The sequence below is a fragment of the Flavobacterium sp. genome, from assembly GCF_046155325.1.
GTDB lineage: Bacteria > Bacteroidota > Bacteroidia > Flavobacteriales > Flavobacteriaceae > Flavobacterium.
Window position 1 is genome coordinate 1 of record NZ_JBJXDQ010000107.1, and the last position, 14,909, is coordinate 14,909.

Consider the following 14,909-nt stretch of genomic DNA (forward strand, 5'->3'; position numbering starts at 1 on the left):
ACTTAGCCTTTTCTGCACTACTATAATTATTCAAAGAAAACCCCGCTAAAGTTCCGTCTCCTAATCCAATTAAAGCAGGCGTACCCGTGCTAGATTCTATTGTAACATTTGTAGATGTTCTAGTAGCGGATAGGTCTGTTAAACCGTCAATATCAATTATATTTATGTTTTTTCTAATAGTAATAAATCTAAAATCTTGAACTTTTACAGTCGAGTTATGTTCTGATATTAAGTATAATTCACCCATAGCAGTAATATGCTCTGGCTTTAAAATAACAAATGAAAGCTCACTTTCAAAGGTAAATTCCCCTGCTGTTTCTACAAATTTACTACCTATTAACAAATCAATTTCAGAAGCCGTGTCAAGCCCTAATCTTGCGTAAACATTAACGTTTTGATTTGCCGTGCTTGTGGTTACTTTTAAAGTGGTTCTTAAATTAACTGTATCGCCAATAGATAGCTGCGCAAAATCTAGTTCGTTAGGTGTGCTATCCCAAAAATTGCCAATTCCGTAAGGCGCATTTGAGAAATCAGTACCCGTGCCGTTAATATCATTTAGTAATTTCAACTCTACATTAGCAACTCCAATTAAAGGCGTTGTTTGTGTTGCTACATCAGCGTATGTTATTGATCCTATTGCGTTTATATAATCTGGTTTGTTTTTTATAAAATTATCCTGCGTATCGTCTTCTTGAAGCCAATCTGCCTGAACGTTAATTTGAGCATCTGTATCAATGTTTACTAACTTATCTTTTAACGCATTCGTAAAATCGTTTTCAGACAACCCTTTACCCGCAATCTCATCAACTTTCGTGTCATAAAGTTCCGTGTTCATAGTGTTTTGATGATCAAAAGCCTCTCTTAACGCATCGCCAAAACCATCGTTAGAGTTCGATATGTTATGTGTTATTTGTCCCATAATTATACTTTAATCCAGTTAAATGAAGACTTCGCTTTTGTTTGGTCTGGGCTAATCCACTCAGGCAGACTAGCTGTATTTAGAGATTCTATCAACTTATACTCTAATCCTATGGCTAATTTTTCGTATTTATCTGCCATTTTATTAGTTTTATCGTCAAAAATCTGTTCTGTTTTTTCAGGTGTTACTAAATAAACGCCACTTTGAGAAACCTTAGGAACACCCAATTGCAAGTAAAAAGAACAAGTATAATAGGTTAATATTGTTGCTAGATATTCATTGTAAATGTCTAAATAAACACCTGTTAAATCCTCGTTTTCGTAATCTAAAACAATTTTATTGTATAGTTCTATACCTAAAATCCTTTTAATTTCGCTGTTTTGAGCCATAAAAATAAACGGACTTATAGAATCGTTATCTATATTTCCATCAAATCCTGATAGCCTCGCTATATCTTCTATTGATATGAGTAGTTTAGTCATTTGCTATTAGTTTTTCCTGTCCAAAATTTATAAAATCAATATTACAAGCGGAGTCTATTTTTTTAAATATCAAATTCAAATTTTCTAATAATATTTCACGCATCGGATTTATAACGCCTAAATATAAACTATCAGTTGCTGTTGCAATCTCATCCGCATTATTTGAAAAACCAGAAGAACCTGGTCTTTGAAATAAAATATTCATTGACGAATGTGCGGCCATTAATTTAATCTCACAAGTTTCATCGTAAGTTACAAACTGATCGTTACGCCCTCTTGGTTCGATTGTGTCAACTACAATAGCTTGATCTGCACTTTCATTAATCGAAACGGTTACACCGTCTGAATTTTCTGTTCCTGTCCAATCTTTTTTGATTTGTTTGATTAAAACGTCTTTTTCGTCTACTCCAACCATATCGCCATTATTCACGTTGATAATGGTTTTTCCTTGAAAGCCTCGAAGCACGTGGTTAACTGCATCGTCAATTAATGCGCTTTCAATCTTTGCGCTTTTTAATCCGCTAAAATAATCAGGGTAAGGAAAATACGGCTCTGAACTCAACTGTTTTATATGTTGAATCTCATAAGTGTTGTCATTTTCTTTTAGGTCAAATTTTGCTACTAATTTAGGAGCGAATTTATATTTTTGTAAATAATCCCAACAATACCAATATCCGTTTACCTCCATGTAGTCATTACTCTTTGGGTCGGTATCGATATTTAACCCTACTCTTAAAACAGGAGTGTGTTTTATTTTTATAGGTTTCTTTTGGTAGTTGATTATTTGAGGAAATGCCTGACCAAATAATTTAAAGTCAAAACAAATCAATCTTAAATCTTGTTTAGAAATATAAGCGTATGGATTAATCTTGCCGCTTTTATCTTCAATGCCTTCACCAATAATATAATTAACAATTGTTTTAATTATAAAAGCATTGGTAGGGCTGTCATCAAAAGCATCTTGATATCTTTTGAAGTTTTCATTATTGTTTCCGTTAAGGGTGTATTTCGTGCCGAGACTTGGTTTTGTGATTCCTGTTTCGTAAGCCGAAAATTCAAAATGCTCTGTTGTCATTTGTAAAATTTAGTACTTGTTTTTTTGGAATAATCCTGTACATTTTCGTTTTGCGATACTATCATTAATTTACCAAAACAAACAATGTCATTGCTTACACTGTCAATAATTTTATAAGAAAATTTCGTGCCAGCAATCCCAACTGGGAATGTGTTTAAAACTACGTTAAAATTTTCATTTGGTAATAAATCAAAAGCGCAAATTATTTCTTGGGTTGTATTTTTTAATTCGTTTTTTAAAATAATTTTATAAATAGTATCTTCTAATTCTGCTCTGAAAATAACTTCAAAACTTGGAACACTATTTATTTTTAAAATATTCATAAAATTACTTTTTAAAAACCCCCTAATAATAGAGGGTTTTAAACAATTAAAACTACCCAAAAAATTAAACTGCCAATAATGAACTGTTGTAAGCTGTTACTCCCGCAGCCGCTAAGAAGTACATCAATTCTGTTTCTTTAGAATTAATGGTAACTGTAAATCCTTGTGTGTCTGAACCGCCAACTATGGTCATAATATCGCATCCATTTTTAGCCCCTAAACAGTAAATTTTACCGTTATAATCTTCGATGAATACGGTTTTTAAAATACCATTATTCCCTTGAAGTTCATTTCTTAATTCAACATCGTTACCTGGTATAAAGAAAGTATTTACACCTAAGTACTCATTTGTACGAGTTGCCTCGTCAAACGTTCCTGTTTCGATAACATTGTTCCCTACGGCTTTTACTTCAAATCTAGCTATTGTTGTTCCAGTTGAAATGTGAGACGGCAAGGCAATTACTCCCGTTACCGTGTTTACAACTGGCGCACTTGCTAAATAAGGAGCAATACCAATCGCCCTAACCCCTTTCATAGGGGCTTGACGACTTATGATTCTGCTTTTAGTTAAACTCATGGCTTATCCGTTATAAAGAACGTTATATTTTTGTTTCACAACCCAAGTATTCATAGTATTGATTAATTTCAATATTCTACGAGTTGATGCGTTTGCTTCTTTTTCGATGATTAATTGAGAAGAATCAGAAAGTAAATCCATAACTAACTTAAAGTTATTTTTTTGACCGCAAATTCTAAAATCTACCAAGTCAACAAAAATGATTTTAACATCGTTAAAATACATATCATTGAATGAGTTACCAACAAAGTTTTCTTGAAGTGCAACACCTTGAACTCTATTGACCGATTTGATTAATTTGTAATCGCCTTTTGGCGCAAATATAACTGGAGCTTGATCGCCAGTCATTACCAATACATCATTTGGAATAGCGTTGTAAATCTTAACGTATTCAGCTACGATGTTTGCAGTTGTTACAGTCGTTCCTGTTACTTTCAAATAATCACCCAAACCTGCACCTGCTACAACTTTTGATTGTGAATCATTATAAATCATTGTAGCTGTAACAGAATCAAACAAAGTAGTTGGCATTGCTGCAACTTTTGTTTGAGCGGCTGCTGTAATACTACCTTGTCCTGCACCAGGAGTTAACGCTGCAATAGATGCTTTAGTGGCTACTGTTGCTCCATTCCATACCCAAGATTCTAATTTAGCACCAACCGCTGGTTGTACTTGAATTAAAACCTTTTGGTCAAATTCATCTGAAACAACCTCGAAAGCACCAGCTTTCATTGAGCGTTCAAATCTTGTTCCTAACAATGAAGTCTCATCGATAATCCCTTCAACATTAAATGTTTTAAGATTTACAATTGATTTTTGAGTTTTCAAAGCTACATTATCGGTTGTAACCTGCCCGTAATTTGCATCTGAAAAAGTGATTTCTGCTGAACTTTCGTAGATTTCCATCCCCGATTTATGCCCCTCAACTAATTCAATTGTTTCCCCTCTAAAGGTTGGAGAGTCTGCGTAAATGTCCTGTACGATTTCTGCGTACTCGCCTTTTTCTGTCTTTGTTCCTGTATACGTTAATGCCATTTTTTATTTTATTTTATTGATTTATAATTTACCTCTGTTAAATTTTGCTTTCTCCACGTTACTCATTTCTTCGTACTTTTTAGATGGAGCATTTGAATTAGGTTTTAAACCTTTTTCAATTTCGCTTTTCATTTCTACGATTGCAGTCTTAGCAGTTTCCAATTCTGTTGACATTGCAACCTCTTTAGTTTCGTACTCCGCTAATTGCGCTTTTAGATCATTGTTTTCAGTTTCTAATTCTGAAACTCTTTTCTGCAATTCCTCTGTTGAGGGAGCAGGGTCAGCGGGAGGAGTTCCTTCCATCTCTAACTTCTTTTTTGCGTCTTCCTCTTCTTTGAGTTTTAACGCTTTTTCTTCTTCTGTTTCAAACGCTAATTTAATTCTAGCGTCTACTTCTTCTTGTGTCATATCTATATTTGTTTTTGTTAATACTGGTTCTAAATAGGCCTCAATTGAAAAACCTTGTAATTTCCCTGATTTTACATCCTGCCATACTTCTGGATTGTCAACTTTTTGACCGAGTACCCAATCCCCTTTTTCTACTTGCATACCTAATAGAGTAGCTTTGTCTTTTTCAGGGTCTGCAACTATCCAACTTTCAAAAGCATAAATATCATTTCTAATATTCTTATCGTGATTTATTGTTGCCCCGTTATGGCTATTGTTTTTAAAGAAATTTTGTTGTAAATCTGAAACCGTATCTTCGGTATAAAACACCATCGCTGGCTCACCGTTAATATTTTTTCTTGCAATATTTATATTAGGCCGCATTGCAACCGAGTATATTATTTGCTTATCATCATCTTTAAACTCTAACAATTTACTTTCGTCGTCAAACATTACTAAGGTAGCACCAATAGCAGGGGATTCTACAGTACTCATTCTGAATACTCCAGTTTCTCCTTTTTTATATTGTAGTTCGTATCTTTTCATTTTGATATAACGACAAAAAGTCTATACTAAATTAATAGCATAGACTTTGTTTTTGTCTGTTTTAAAGGTTTTCAAGTTCAAAAATATTAGAAACGTACATCTTCATACGTTTATTTGGAACAAATATAAATAAAAATATATTAGAAAGTGTTCTTTTCTACTAAAACTTTTACATTTCCTTGTGCTTTTGTAATATCACTCTCTGCAACCACTACTTGAATAGGTGGATTTTCGCCTTGCGCCTTACTTACAGACCTCCCTATTTGGTTTTCTGCCGTGTTATTAAACGCTACTGACGGAGGTGCAATACTAGCTCTTGCTCCGCCCCCTGTACTTCCTGCGCTTGGTGCGCTCCCTCCACCTAAAGCTTGTAACGCTTTTGCAGTTGCTGCTATATTTCCAGCAACCCCCAAACCTAAAGAAACATAATTAGTAGTTACTAATCCAGCGGCTGCTGCAACCGAAGCTCCAGCTGTTGGAATCGCTAATGCTGCACCTGCCGATGTTGCCGCCACGTTTGATGCGTTTGTAGCTATTATCGATTTTCCAATACCCAAAGCACTTTCTGCAATAATAGCAGCTTTCTGTAATGTTTTGTTTTTTCCAGCGATACGAGATAGAAATCCAACCGCAGAGTCTGCTAAATTAATTTGCCCTTCTTGTATTGATTTTTTTTGTTCGGCTACTGCTTTTTCAATTTCAATGTCTTCATCTGCTTTCTTTTTTTTATTTTCAGTATCAATTTCTTGATACTTTAAATTTATTTCATTACGCTCATTTAACTGAGTATCTTCTAATTCATTAGTGTCTAATCCAAACTTTTTAGCATTTTCAATTAATGTGAAATATTTATCGTTTACATCTTGGATTTCTTTTTGCTGTGCGGAAATTCTAAACTCATTATTTTTTTCTTGGGCTACATCAATAGCATCTACTATTTTTTGTTTTAAATCCGCTTCATTTTTTGCCTGTTCTTCAATTGATTTTTTTAAAGCATCAGCATCTTCTTTAGCTTTCTTTTCAGCATCTTCTTTTTGTTGTTGCTTTCTTTTCTCAGCATCTTCTTTAGCTTTGTCCGAATTTTCTTTTTGAATTTTACGATAATCATCGCCTCGACTATACTCTATTTGCGCCAACTCTCTACTCAACTCTTTTGCTAATGCTATTTGATCCGCACCATCTTCTTTTATAGCTTCGTTATATTTATTTTTAGCCTCAATCTTTTGTTTGGTAAATTCATCTAATTGGCTACCGTGTTCTGCTAAAAACTTTTTATTTAAAGCAATAGAATTGTCTGCATTGGCTTTCATTTTATTTATTACCCTATCCGCTTCCGAAGTAACTCCTATAAAATCGGTAACACTTTCAACAATCGAACCTATGAATTTACCAACTGCAGCTAATCCTGGAACTACTTTTAAAACTACATCTTTAATTTTACTAAAATTAGTAACTAACAAAGCTAATCCAACAACTAAAAGCCCGACCCCTGTTCCTGCTATTGCTAATTTTAACCCTTTAAAACCTGCGCTTGATGTATTAACTGATCCTGTGAATAGGTTTTGAACAATGGCAGCTGCTCCAGTTGCTGCTGTATTTGCTTTTGTAGCAATTGAACTCGATGTTATTGTAGCTTTTAAAAGTTTCCATTGGTCACCCAAATTAGATAGCCCACTAATAGCATCACTAAAAGCCATTGCAGCCTGTACTTTTAATAGTTGCTTTTGCGTGTCTTCACTTTCGCCACCAAACAAAGCCATTCCAGCAGTAACCCCTTGCAATCCTGTACCTGCTAATTGAGTAGCAGCACCCAAAGCTTTCATTTTCTGATCGGGATTAAACTTATCGCTAATGTCTTGAGCGAACCCCATTTGATCCTTTAAGTTCGCAACCTCTTTAGCTGCTTTTATTGTCTGTTCAGAAGTTTCTCCATACAACTGTATCGACTTTTGCAACTCCTGATTTGCCTCCCTAAGTTGTGTTTTAAAAGTCTTATAAGATTGATTGCCTTGCTCTACAGCTTGGTTGTTTTCTTTAGTAGATACGGTACTACTTTCAATCGATGCACCTAACTTGTTAACATCCCCTGCTACTTGCTTGGCGTTACTGTCAAAATTTAATTTAATATTTTCTTGTTCTTCTGCCATTGCTAAAAATTTAATACTGTTAATTTAGTTTTGCCGCTTGTAAGCTCTATTGTGCTATCGATTAATTGATAGCGTTGTTCACTTATTATAATTTCGTTTTGAGGTCTAAAACCTACTGGGATATTCCCCTCGTTTTGTATAGTGTTTGCAAAGTTTAAAAATATTTCATTAGGGGGCAAATTTAAAGTAAACTCGGTCTTATAAGTATTTGGTTCTAAAAGTAACTCTATAAAATCCTTGTAATGATTAAAATATAAACTATCGGTGTAAATGTCCTCAGCTCCAAAAGCTATTGTTTTTCCGTTTGAACATTTAAAACTAGCTTCTAAAATAGCGTATATCTTTTTATTAATAGTGTCTGTAAATTGAATATTTAATCCAGCATCCGAAGTTGATACGGCTAATACTTTTGGTTTTAAATAAAATAAAGTCAACTCTTCATAGACTGGCTTGAATCTCAAAGCCCCGTTACCTAATATTTCTGGACTATCTTTTGAAAATCCTAAACAAGTTCTGGCACCGCTTGGATGGTTAAAACTACTTGCTTGTTTTATAATCGAGTAATCAGTCTTTACTTCAAATTTAGTAGGCTTATTCGGTGCTGTCTCAGGATATGATAACTCCCCAAACAATTTACCATTGCCATAGATAGCCTCGTAATATTTAGATTTAAAATGAGAAAAATAAAACTGATTATATGGGTTGGGTTTCTTTTTGGAAATGACAGCAATGTCAACATAATTAGTATAGTCAACTATTCTTTTGGAATAAGGTTTATTTATTTCTTTGATGTTATTTTGAGTGAGCCAATACATTGACTGGTCATTTTTGCCTGTTGAAATTACCGATATGTTAAATGTTTTGAAAAATGATTTCAGAAAGTCAACACATTTCATTGTTGGTAACGCAGTAGCTAGGTTTAATTTAAACCCGCCTAGATTTTCTGATGGTATTGAGTTTACGGAAGTAGAACGAAATGTAGCTCTTAAAACTTGTGTTACTGAACCAAACAAGATAGTTCTTTCTCTACGTACTTTTTGTATAGTTTCAACCGTGATTGTATTCCATTTTACTAAATTTATAGGTAGAATTTGTATTCTAAAATATAACTCCCCATTAGTGTCTAATTGAGTGTTGTTTGAATCAATGTCTAAACATCGAAATGTATATTTATTATTTGTTATTTCTTGTGAATCTAAAATGTAATTGTCTGAATCTCTAACAACTACAACTTTTATTTTTGTTTCATCTGATTCAACCGATGTTAATCCATCGAATGTAACGGTAATATCAAAGCCACCGCTCCAAGCTGTTGGATATAAAACAGTTTCATTTCTGTCTACTTTAAAAACTCCTAGCGTTTCTGTAACTAGCCATCTAGGTATTGAGGGTAAACTTGCCCCTGGTATTTCGTCTTTAGTGTCTTCCCTAACTTTCACAATAGCTGAGTAAGGAGTTACTTCAAAATTAACATCAGACTTAGGTATTAAGTTTTCAGAATTACACCATGCGTATAATTCCTTTATCTCTGGCATTTCAAAAATAGGACACGTTATAGGTACGCCTATTTTTTTAATTAACAATTCTAAAATCGTCAAGTAACTAACGGCAGGTCTAACTTCATCGGGGGTTATAAAATTATAAGTAGTGGGCTTTGCTGTTAAATTATACGCGATGTTATCAATCTTATCTAAATTAATTTCGTCATAAGTCCAAACTCTTTTATTTGAAATAAAAGGAACTCCATATTTCAACACTACACCGTTCAGCATTGTTGTGGCCGTTATTCCAGCCATCTTTTTCTGAATAACATTATTCGCTAATCCCCAATCTATTTTTATCTCTCTATCAAATCCTCCGTTAATATCTAAAAATAAATCTTGAATAGTTGAATCCCCTAACTTTTCTGTTAAGCTGGTTAGGTTACTTGCAAAGTCTGTTTTAAAAGATTTTTGATTTTTAAACTCATAGTCTGTTTCATCAAAAGAAAGTTTCCCTGATTGAAATAAAAATCCTGCTACATAAATAAGAGAATCAAACTCCCCTGTATTATTTATCCGTTGTATTTTTTCATTACCAATAAAACCGCAAAGCCTTTTATTTTTATCCGTTGCCTCTAAATTAAAACTTTGAGTAAATGGTGAAAATATTTTAGTAATATCGTTTAAATCTTTTACGGTAACTTTGAAATTAATATTTTCTTTTGGGTCTAAATCCAATAAATAATAATTGTTGTCGATGTATTTTATATAAAGTTGAAGCATTACTGAATATCGTTTATAAAATTATTTGTCTCTTCAAACTCTAATGCATAGCTAATTGAACTCTTATCATTCAATTGAGTTTTCTTTAAAAAATTAGTAGTTCCGTTTTTTATTGGAATCTGAACAAATTTAGAATAATAACCAATGTTATCAATAGTAACTGTATCGCTGTCAATAGTGATTTCGGTGTCGTCAATAGTTACTACCGTGCTATCAATGGTAATTCCTATTTGCGGGGTTGTAAACGTGTCGTCTGAAAATACAACTAAGTATATTTTAGAACTTTGTATGATTTCTCTAATTTGATAGTTGTTTCTTTCGTCTAAAAGTCCAGTATTTATATTGAATTTTCTTGTGCCACGAGGTGCGCCAGTCTGTTTTAAGTGTTGAATTTGACTATTTACGTTCAATGGATCACGAAATGAACTGCTAAATTCATCCCTTTTCGTATCAATAGATTCTGTAAACCTCCCAAATGGTGTAAATGTGTCCCATAATCCCAATCTATTTACGTAAGCAATCAAACATTTTACTCCAGTTTGTAAATTAGTTGTCAATGGCTCAACCGCTGTTTGAGTAATCATTGTTTGAGTAGTTCCAGTTGCTACAACTGTGCTTAAATTAACAACAGAAGCATCGTAATTTATCCCAAAAGAGTATTTTCTAATAGTTTCAGCATCTTCAAACGTGGCGTATCCCCCGCCTTTTTGTTCAAAGTTATATCTATACCCTGTCGTAGAAAAGTAAGTCCCTAGCTGTTTATCACTTTCAGAATCGACTTTATAAACGATGTGAAAATAAATACCCTCTCCTGCTGTTGTAGCTACTCCAGTAGTATTGTAAGCCCATTGCGGATTATTTTTATTTAAGTTAGAACTTGTAATAAAAGACTTTACTTCATTGCTTATTTCAATAGCTATGTATTTATCTTGTGGGGATATTTTAGGGATGTTATTAAAAATAAGACTTGGTGTAGTTGGTAGGTTTGCTAATTGTGATCCCCGCCAAAGATAAACCTCAATGGTTACATTTTGAATCGATGCGCTTAAAGCCTCGTTTTGAAAATTAAAATGGATAGGGGATTGAGCAAGGAATATTTTTGCTTTTGTGTCAATATTTGTGAGTATCGGTGCTGCTAACATTTTGTAAAGTTCCGTACATCTTCATACGGTTTTATTTTTTAGTTACTATCGGACTTTTGAGCAAAGTTACCAAATCTTTTATTAAAACTTTAATTCCATCCTCTGTATTTTCTCGAATAGAATTTCTCATCGGCGTATCTCTTATTCCTATCCTATCTTTTGGCGTTGCTTTACCTTTCGGGGTATTGTACTTACCGTAAAAGTTTTGCGATACCGTCAAAACATTATAAGGCTTGACCCTGTAATTCCCGCTATCTCTAAGGTGGTCTTTTTGTAATTTACTTACTTTAGAATTACGCCCAGCCAATACGGTAATCTTACGCCCTAACTCATTTAAGTGTTTAGTTATCGTCGTTTCGATTTCCCTCTCCTGTATTGTCTTTCTTTTCGCCACGTGCTTTGATTGATGCTATTAGTGCCTTAATATTTTTACTAGATATATTTTCGCTTCCTATTTCTTTACGTGAAATCTTACGACCTGTTCTACTCTTACCTTCTATTTTAGTTTCAGTCCCATCTTCATCAACAAAAACTACAGTCCAAACAATATCTTTTGGAATAATTTTTTTAGCATTTTCAACAAGCCTAGAATTTTCGTTATAAGCCCCGTAAAATACTTGTCTAAATTCAATCGATTTATTCCTACCTATCAATGCGCCTTTGATTGATCGCTTTAGAAAACCCGTTTCAACTTTCGCTGTTTTCTTTGTTTCAGAAACAACATCCCGAATGTACTGTCTTATTTCAGCATCACTATACGGCATTTTGATTTATTAAAAATGTTGCTTCAAATTTAATTCCGTCTAATGAATTACGCTCATCTTTTTGAATCGGTGTAAACTCTGAAATCGTTTCTTCGATTATATTTATATTAAAATCGTTATGAGTTTTCAATATTTCCATAACAAAATTATTAGCTATACAATCGCAAACATTCATATTGTCAATATAATTCGTATCGGTTAATAATTTTGATGTTGTGGCTGTTTTAGAATCGTCTCTTTGATTTAAAACCTCAATAGAGTAACTGAACTCTCTTAAATTTTGTGTAGGTGCAGGACTTGAAATAGCACGAATAGAAACCAATGGATATATGTTTTCTTTCTCTACATCAATAACATCGTCATCCCGAAGCGATATAGTGTTAACTAATGGCATTTCGTCAAATAGGCCTATTATAAATGTTGTTACTTTACTAAATTGATTTGCCATTACTGTACATTTTCTATTATTTTTTGTCCGCTTAGATAGTTTGCCCAAAAAAGAAACTCATCCAACTTCCACTTTTCTATTTTTTTATAATTTACTAATTGACCTTTGCAAATCAAATCGGTAAGTATTACATAATTACCAAACTCTTTTACGAAGTCTTTTCGTAATTCGCTTCCTATTGTTTCTTTTTGTATCTCACCGTAATGCGGTGGGTCAAAAATATACTGATAGTTTTTAAATATTTCTTCCTTTTGATTACGATAATCCTCAATTATTAGTTTAAGATTGTGAACGTAAACTATTTGCCAAAAATATTTAACAACAAATATAGAACAAAAAGTTTTAAAATCAGCATTAACTATTGAATTTTCTAAGGTAACAAAATCCCCAAACTTCATTGAAGCAATATCTATTGTTTGAAATTGTTTTTTAGACTGCTTTAACAAAAGTTTATTAATCCAAAAGTTACCCTTATAATTTTCACCTTTCAATAGTAATCTTTGGTAGTGTGATAGTGTTATTCCTAGTATCATTTTCTTATAAATTTTTTATATTTTTCTAAAAACAAAACAGTTAAAATATATCTTAACGCATCTGTTGCGTGTCCGTATTGTTGGTACGTTTGCCCAGTTACTTTATCTTTTACTGTGCTTTTATTTACCTTACCATCCTCATCTTCGGTGCAATATTGGTAATCATTAATTGAGTTCCTGCATTTAGAATCAACTCCAAAAGCAATATTATCAATCCCTCCTAAAAGTAATTCATTAGTGAATAGCCTTGACATAATTACACTTGGATTTGCCTGAGGCACTCTAAATATTGGTTTCTGAACTGATAAATAACTTTGTATCAGCTTAAAAAAGTTCTGCCCTTTTTGTAATTTAGCATCCCTTTTTCTACTGGTTGCATCACCGTAAATAAACAACCCTTGTCTGTTAGTACCGTATCTGTTTAAGAACTCTTCACAAGTGTCTTTTAATGTATTCAGCGGATCGGTTAACATTATTTCATCAATTTGCAATATATTGTTATTATAGAATTGAAATGCATTACACGTTAAGTAAGGCAACACGTTTTCATCGAATGAAATATGTAACGGCTCAGCTTCATTGTACGGGAATTTACCAACGTGCTTATCCGCTTTGAATTGTTTAAGAAACTCCCCTCCTGTTCTAAGCTTACCCCATTTGCCAAGTGCGTAAATATCGTAGTAATTCGGGTCGTTTAGTTTATCCCTTTCAAAATCTGCTATTACGTGCTTATCAATAAAACCCCCGCTTTTACCATCCCCAACAATCCAAATATTATCTAAGTAGCACGTTCTGAGTACTAAGGTGTCTCCTGTGCTATTGATTTGTTTTTCTGTAATCTTGCTAGGTAATTGAGTAAATATTTCATTGTCAAATATTTCAGTTTTAATAAAAGACATTTCGCTTACTGGATTGAATATTCCAATAATTTGCTGACCTACCAACCCCCTAAGCCTTTTCTTGGCCTGTTTAAAATCCGCATACTCGAATTGGTTAAACTCTTCCATGCATATCTTTTTGAATCCAGACAACCCTTTTATTTTTTCACTGTCATCTAATCCTTTGAATACGGTATATGATCCTGTCAACTTACATTCGATGTAATGCTTTTGGATTTTAAAATAATCGTTTAACCCCCAATCTGAAACAATACGTTTGAAGTCTTCAAATATTGAGTTATCAATATCTGTTGAGAATTTACGGAATATAAGCGAGTTGTTATTTTCGCCTTCCAGCATAAAAATAATAGTCCTTTGAACGTAAGAGAATGTTTTTGAACTTGAAGAACCACCATAGATGAAACAGAATCTAATATCATTATTGTTAAATACTGAATCTATCTCAAAATAAATCTCATTAAATATTCCCTCCTCAAATTCTATAAATTCGATTCCACTCATCTGCTAGGTTTTTATGAAATTGAAGTACAACAGTCAAAGGGGTTTTCTTTAAATCAAAATCCAATCTCTCTATTTTATAAGTAAATAGATTGATTCTAAATAAGAAAAAACATTTAACAGTATCGCTATTTGGATTGATTCTAAATAAAAGCAATGAGTTTTTAAATATCTTCATTCCTTTTATATTTTATAGTTATTGTTTTAGGTTGCTGAGGTGTAACATCTTCTGTTTTCTCAACCAAGTTATTTAAACGTTGGGTTATGCTTGGATTGTAAACTCCAGCCATTCCACCCTCTATTTGATCCTTACGGGTTTTTTTCTTTATGTATGAACAGATGGGTGCGTAATCTGAATATCTATCTTCTTTATTCTTTAGATAATCGCCTAAATCTTCTATTATTTCATTTTCTGAAAGCCAACATTCAAAACCCTCAATTGTTAAGGGTTTTTCTTTTTCTCTTAAAATTTCATCCGCATCTTTACCTACCCAGTCTTTTATTAAAAAGGGATTGTTTTTTACTTCTTTTTGATAAGATAAGAAATATTCTTTTAATTTTTCTGGACTTTCTATGTATTTAGTTCTACCCATAATATTCAAAATTACAAATTTATTTTTGATTCTAATGTTATTTCTGTAATAAAACCGCTAATGTATAAAATATCATGTAAATAATCTTCTTGGTAACGTGTTAAAACTTTTACATTTTCATTATTTTGTTTTACTATTCCTAATTTTCTAATAAATCTATGAACTACATCTTGTGATATATTACATTCTTTGGCTATTTGTTTTACTGATTTCATAGTTTATTTAAACTTAGAAATTTATCATTATAATCAATTTCAATTTCAAAAAACCCTCCTCT

Annotated in this window: 17 protein-coding genes; all 17 read right to left on the bottom strand. The window is 32.8% G+C overall.

The annotated features are described in order from the left end of the window. Positions 1 to 919, bottom strand: a 919-nt coding sequence (locus tag ACKVOD_RS07275) for a hypothetical protein (RefSeq protein ID WP_409208807.1), incomplete at its 3' end; no start/stop codon positions are given. 2 nt (positions 920 to 921) lie between these two features. Continuing rightward, positions 922 to 1,401 (bottom strand): hypothetical protein, encoded by a 480-nt coding sequence (locus ACKVOD_RS07280; RefSeq protein ID WP_409208808.1) that lies wholly within the window; start codon positions 1,399 to 1,401, stop codon positions 922 to 924. After that, a complete protein-coding gene (locus ACKVOD_RS07285; protein ID WP_409208809.1) occupies positions 1,394 to 2,476 on the bottom strand; it encodes a hypothetical protein in 1,083 nt (360 codons plus the stop codon). Before ACKVOD_RS07285 ends, ACKVOD_RS07280 begins: the two co-directional genes overlap by 8 nt. Further along, the gene (locus tag ACKVOD_RS07290) at positions 2,473 to 2,799 is read right to left on the bottom strand and encodes a hypothetical protein (RefSeq protein ID WP_409208810.1); all 327 of its coding nucleotides are present in this window, start codon (positions 2,797 to 2,799) and stop codon (positions 2,473 to 2,475) included. The genes ACKVOD_RS07285 and ACKVOD_RS07290 overlap by 4 nt, the downstream gene beginning before the upstream one ends. 64 nt (positions 2,800 to 2,863) lie before the next feature. Then, positions 2,864 to 3,376: a hypothetical protein gene (locus ACKVOD_RS07295; RefSeq protein ID WP_409208811.1), complete on the bottom strand. Its 513-nt coding sequence runs from the start codon at positions 3,374 to 3,376 to the stop codon at positions 2,864 to 2,866. A 3-nt stretch (positions 3,377 to 3,379) separates the two neighbouring features. After that, the gene (locus tag ACKVOD_RS07300) at positions 3,380 to 4,411 is read right to left on the bottom strand and encodes a hypothetical protein (RefSeq protein ID WP_409208812.1); all 1,032 of its coding nucleotides are present in this window, start codon (positions 4,409 to 4,411) and stop codon (positions 3,380 to 3,382) included. Between the two features lie 21 nt (positions 4,412 to 4,432). Further along, positions 4,433 to 5,344 (bottom strand): XkdF-like putative serine protease domain-containing protein, encoded by a 912-nt coding sequence (locus ACKVOD_RS07305; protein ID WP_409208813.1) that lies wholly within the window; start codon positions 5,342 to 5,344, stop codon positions 4,433 to 4,435. Positions 5,345 to 5,484: 140 nt separating this feature from the next. Beyond that, positions 5,485 to 7,491 carry a hypothetical protein gene (locus ACKVOD_RS07310; protein ID WP_409208814.1) on the bottom strand — a complete coding sequence of 669 codons (2,007 nt, stop codon included), beginning with the start codon at positions 7,489 to 7,491 and terminating at the stop codon, positions 5,485 to 5,487. A 2-nt stretch (positions 7,492 to 7,493) separates the two neighbouring features. Next, positions 7,494 to 9,755, bottom strand: coding sequence for a hypothetical protein (locus ACKVOD_RS07315; protein WP_409208815.1), 2,262 nt, complete (start codon positions 9,753 to 9,755; stop codon positions 7,494 to 7,496). Next, the gene (locus tag ACKVOD_RS07320; protein WP_409208816.1) at positions 9,755 to 10,897 is read right to left on the bottom strand and encodes a hypothetical protein; all 1,143 of its coding nucleotides are present in this window, start codon (positions 10,895 to 10,897) and stop codon (positions 9,755 to 9,757) included. The genes ACKVOD_RS07315 and ACKVOD_RS07320 overlap by 1 nt, the downstream gene beginning before the upstream one ends. Positions 10,898 to 10,928: 31 nt before the next feature. Next, complete coding sequence (locus tag ACKVOD_RS07325) at positions 10,929 to 11,291, bottom strand: hypothetical protein (RefSeq protein ID WP_409208817.1); 363 nt, start codon at positions 11,289 to 11,291, stop codon at positions 10,929 to 10,931. Further along, on the bottom strand, positions 11,239 to 11,661 hold the full coding sequence (locus tag ACKVOD_RS07330) for a hypothetical protein (protein WP_409208818.1): 423 nt from the start codon (positions 11,659 to 11,661) through the stop codon (positions 11,239 to 11,241). Before ACKVOD_RS07330 ends, ACKVOD_RS07325 begins: the two co-directional genes overlap by 53 nt. Next, positions 11,651 to 12,109: a hypothetical protein gene (locus tag ACKVOD_RS07335; RefSeq protein ID WP_409208819.1), complete on the bottom strand. Its 459-nt coding sequence runs from the start codon at positions 12,107 to 12,109 to the stop codon at positions 11,651 to 11,653. The genes ACKVOD_RS07330 and ACKVOD_RS07335 overlap by 11 nt, the downstream gene beginning before the upstream one ends. Next, a complete protein-coding gene (locus tag ACKVOD_RS07340) occupies positions 12,109 to 12,642 on the bottom strand; it encodes a hypothetical protein (RefSeq protein ID WP_409208820.1) in 534 nt (177 codons plus the stop codon). The genes ACKVOD_RS07335 and ACKVOD_RS07340 overlap by 1 nt, the downstream gene beginning before the upstream one ends. Then, complete coding sequence (locus ACKVOD_RS07345; protein WP_409208821.1) at positions 12,639 to 14,042, bottom strand: PBSX family phage terminase large subunit; 1,404 nt, start codon at positions 14,040 to 14,042, stop codon at positions 12,639 to 12,641. Before ACKVOD_RS07345 ends, ACKVOD_RS07340 begins: the two co-directional genes overlap by 4 nt. A 161-nt stretch (positions 14,043 to 14,203) precedes the next feature. Next, positions 14,204 to 14,632: a terminase small subunit gene (locus ACKVOD_RS07350; protein ID WP_409208822.1), complete on the bottom strand. Its 429-nt coding sequence runs from the start codon at positions 14,630 to 14,632 to the stop codon at positions 14,204 to 14,206. Positions 14,633 to 14,643: 11 nt separating this feature from the next. Further along, positions 14,644 to 14,847, bottom strand: coding sequence for a hypothetical protein (locus ACKVOD_RS07355; RefSeq protein WP_409208823.1), 204 nt, complete (start codon positions 14,845 to 14,847; stop codon positions 14,644 to 14,646). Positions 14,848 to 14,909: the final 62 nt, after the last annotated feature.